4 protein-coding genes are annotated in these 3,979 nt (G+C 65.9%); 3 read left to right on the top strand and 1 reads right to left on the bottom strand.

Annotation, left to right across the window (positions count from 1 at the left end; translation table 11 throughout):
- Window positions 1-267 precede the first annotated feature (267 nt).
- On the top strand, window positions 268-1,812 hold the full coding sequence (locus ACFU6I_RS48015) for an oxidoreductase (RefSeq protein ID WP_384380765.1): 1,545 nt from the start codon (window positions 268-270) through the stop codon (window positions 1,810-1,812).
- An 87-nt stretch (window positions 1,813-1,899) separates the two neighbouring features.
- Window positions 1,900-2,445: a hypothetical protein gene (locus tag ACFU6I_RS48020; protein WP_384380768.1), complete on the top strand. Its 546-nt coding sequence runs from the start codon at window positions 1,900-1,902 to the stop codon at window positions 2,443-2,445.
- Between the two features lie 181 nt (window positions 2,446-2,626).
- On the opposite strand, the gene ACFU6I_RS48025 is transcribed toward ACFU6I_RS48020, so the two are convergent.
- Entirely contained in the window at window positions 2,627-3,205 is a 579-nt protein-coding gene (locus ACFU6I_RS48025; RefSeq protein WP_384380770.1) for a hypothetical protein, read from the bottom strand.
- Between the two features lie 245 nt (window positions 3,206-3,450).
- Here ACFU6I_RS48025 and ACFU6I_RS48030 point away from each other — a divergent pair, with 245 nt between their 5' ends.
- On the top strand, window positions 3,451-3,789 hold the full coding sequence (locus ACFU6I_RS48030; RefSeq protein WP_384380773.1) for a DUF4333 domain-containing protein: 339 nt from the start codon (window positions 3,451-3,453) through the stop codon (window positions 3,787-3,789).
- Window positions 3,790-3,979: the final 190 nt, after the last annotated feature.

The raw sequence follows: 3,979 nt of genomic DNA on the forward strand, positions 1-3,979 counted from the left end.
CGGGGGGTGTGCCCGGGCGGGGCGCCTCCCTGTTTTGTGCCGCTGTATGCGTCAGCGCGAGCCGCGGGCCGCTGCCTCGACGAAGTCCGAGAACGCCTTCGACGTCACCTTGAAGGCGGCCGCGCCACCACCCGCAGGCTGAAGTAACGCCTACTGCCGGACGCTCTGAGAACCCCTAACACAATGGCCGCCTTCCGATCAGCGCGAGGTAGGCAGGCGCGCGCGAGGGAAGATCACTACTCTGCATGAGTGCTCTCCTACGACTAGTTGACTTCACCTGAGCGTGAGCTGTGGAACGCGTTCCCCGAAGGGCGACGGGTGGACCTGCGTACAGGTACGCCGGAGCAGGACCGGGTCGCCGACGGCGGACGGTGGGGACCCGAGCGGACGGTGCGGGCGGCGGTGGTCGCCGCGTTGTTACTGGGCGCGAACACCGGGCACCCGGGTGCGGTGGCGCGTCTGAGGCTCACCGGGGCACGGATCTCCGGAAGCCTGGATCTGGCCGGCGCGCAGGTCGCCCATGCCCTCTGGCTGGAGGCATGCTGGTTCGAGGAGGCGGTGAATCTCCTCGGCGCGTCGACGCAGACCCTTGTGTTCACGGACAGCCGGATACCCGGCATCGAGGCCGATTCGGCCCGCATCGAGGGCAACTTCTCCCTGCGGCACTCTGTGGTGGAGGGCGGGGCCCCCACACCCTTCAATCGCCTGAGCACCGCCCTGTCGCTCACCGATGCCCGGGTGAACGGCGGACTCCTGCTCAACGGGGCCAAGTTGAACGCACCCGACGGGTGGGCCCTGTCGGCCGGTGGTCTGGTCATGGAAGGGGGCATCTTCTGTCGAAACGGGTTCGTCGCATGCGGTGAAGTCCGGCTGATGGGGGCGAAGTTGCCGGGCACTCTGGTCATGAACGGCGCTCGACTGGAAGGGCCCGGCCTGCGCGGCGTGGCCCTGACCCTCGACAATGCCACGGCCTCGTCGCTCAAGTTCTCCGAGGGATTCACCGCGAACGGCACGGTACGGCTGCGCGGCACCCAGGTCACGGACAACGTGACCTTCGACGGAGCCGTCCTGAACGGCCCGCCCGGCGACAACGGAAACGCCCCGGCCCTGATCGCCATGCACCTGCAGGCCGTCGACCTCGATCTCACCCTCGCCCGGCCCCCGTCCGGCACCCTCGACCTGCGGGGTGCCCAGGTGTCGTACCTCCACGAGAACGAGCACAGTTGGCCAGAGAGGGTGGAGCTGGACGGCCTCGTCTACGGCTCCATCAAGGCGGCGGACGCGAACAACGACCACCACGAGGCCCTGGGCGACCGGGGGACCGTGGCCCGACGCGTGGCGTGGATACGCAGCAGCCCGGGCTACAACCCACAACCGTACGAGCAGTTGGCGGCCTGGTACCGCAAGGCCGGGCACGACGACGACGCCCGCCGCGTCCTCCTCGCCAAACAGCGCCATCGGCGTCAAACTTTGCCCCTGGCAGCGCGCGTGTGGGGGCACCTGCTCGATGTGACCGTCGGTTACGGCTACCGCCCCTGGCTTGCCGGCGTCTGGCTCCTTGTGCTGACCTTGATGGGCACGCTGTCCTTCGGCGCCCACTCGCCCACCCCGGTCAAACAAGACGAAGGCGCCCCGTTCCAACCCCTCGTCTACACGCTCGACCTCTTGATCCCCATCGGTGGTCTGGGGCAGCGCACGGCCTGGTACTGGCCGAACGACATCCAGTGGCTGGCCTACCTGTTGATCGCTTTGGGATGGGTGCTGACGACCGCCGTCATCGCGGGTGTCACCCGCACCCTGCAGAAGAACTAGCGGGCGACAGCTGAGTTCAGGCGTCGCCAGCAGATCAGTGTCGAAGTTGTACTCGCACCAGGTGGTGGGTGCGTCCGGTTGCTGTAGGTGGTCGCGGATGACGCGAATGATGGTCTGCCGGACTTCCCGCTCACCGACCCTGTGCTCGGGGGCTGTCGGGTCGGGTTCATAGGGCATGCGGAGGTAGGCGCACAGGACGTCGATGCACACCTGGCGCTGTTCTGCCCAGTCGTCGGCGAGGCGGACGAGTGCGTAGACGCCCGCGAGGCGGACGGCGGCCTGGTCGTGGCCGAGTTGTTCGGCGGCGGTGGTGTACCGCTCGGCGAGCTGGCTTGCGTCCGCGCGGTGTGCGTCGCCCTCGGCGAGGAGCTGTTTGCGGTAGGCGTAGAGACCGGCGAGGACAGCGCCGATCAGGGTCAGTGCTGTCACGGTCGCCTTGAGGACGTGATTGATGTTGACCGGCTTGGGCGGCTTCTGGTCGGCGGCCGCCTGCGCGAAGTGGTCGTAGGCGTAGTGGTAGATGACCCAACCGAGGGCACCGGCCGCTATCAGCGCCATGGGTGCCACGATCCAGACGGGCCAGAGGTTCGGTGTGTACCGGCCCTGGGGGGCCTCGCGCTTGCGTCGGAATGAGACTGCCAGGTCAGGAGCATGGAGCCCGCCCGCCGTCCGGGACAGCGACTTGACGAAACGCGCTGCGGGCCCCGGCCCGCCAGGGGGTGGCTCTGTTCACCAGTTTCGGTTCCGGCTCACTTTCCGTGATCCGTGCACGGTGAGTGATTTCACTGGGAGGCCGGGGGACTGAAGGCGAGTCTCAGGTGCAGATGATGGGGCAGCCACGCCGGATCGAGTGCTGGGCAGCACGCAGGAACAGTGCGACGTAGAAGGCTGTGTCCAGGTCGTTGCTCCACGGTCCTGTTCGAGTGGCCATTTCCTCTGCTTGGTGCCTGAACCACATGCTCAGGTCGAGGTTGTCGCATGTCGCCGGGGTTTCGGGTGGCAGATCGATGGCTACTGCCAGCTTCTCGGCGAGTGGTAGTACCTGGGGGGCGCCGGCGACCATTGAGTCGTAGTCGCCGGATTCGATGGGCAACCAGATCTCCTCATCGAGCGAGAAGGGAACGAGCACGGTCCAGCCGCAAAGGATCTCCGATTCCTCTCGTGACAGGTGCGTTTGACACAAGGTGAGGAACCCGGTCGTGGATGGGGTCAGCTTCTCCTCGAAGGCTTGCCCTGATCCAGGTGCGAAGTCCGTCTCCGGGGGTACGTCCTCGTAGGGCGGCAGGCCCCGCTGCCTGAGTTCAGTGTTGAGAGCTGAGGCGACTTCGCCCCATCCGTCTTCCTCGTCACCGAACCATTCCTCCGCGCCGACGCTCACCAGGTACATACCCATGTGGGGAAGTGAACCACCGGCCTTGATCGCGACTCGACGCTGCTAGATCTGAGCGTCCTGCGACGTTTCTGGGCGAGCGAAGCGAGGGCGACGCCGGATGGCCGCCACTACAGCCCCGAGCAGGTGCAGGGCCGAGCCCTGGATGGCTTGGCCCCGCACCTGAGCAAGATCGACGTGCTTGGGTTGATCGGCCAGTATGGTTCTGCATCCTTGCCCACCTGAGATCACCTGGACCGGAGTCCAACATGCTCATATCCCGGCTGTCTGCAGCAGCTTCGATCTTCTCAACCGTCGCCGTCAGCGTGTTGCTGACAGGCTGTTCTTCGTCTGGGCACACGGAGGGGTCCACGTCCGAACCGTCTGCTCCAACACTGTCTGGGGACAGGTTGGTCGCCGCCGTCGCCGACAGGTTGTCCGCCACCCCAGAGCAGGTCACATGCCCCAGGAGCCTCGTCGGTAAGGTCGGCACCAAAGTCCGGTGCCAGCTCAAAACAGACGACGGCAGTGCATGGGACGTTTTGGTTACCGTGACCTCAGTCGATGGCTCACAGGTCAATTTCGGCGTCAACGCCACCCAGCAGTGACGTCGTTGATCTTCCCGCCTGAGGCCTGGATCACCCAAACCGGCGATAACACCACACCTGTTGCAATGCCTAGTGGCTCGGCTCACATCGTCGAATGGGTAATCGACATGCGGTCTGGCATCCGTCTTCTCGAACGTCGGTCAACGTCTCGGTGAAGGCTGAAGCCTCTGGCCCCGCACATGGTTCTCTG

The sequence above is a fragment of the Streptomyces sp. NPDC057486 genome, from assembly GCF_042802415.1.
Classification (GTDB): Bacteria; Actinomycetota; Actinomycetes; order Streptomycetales; family Streptomycetaceae; genus Streptomyces; species Streptomyces yanii.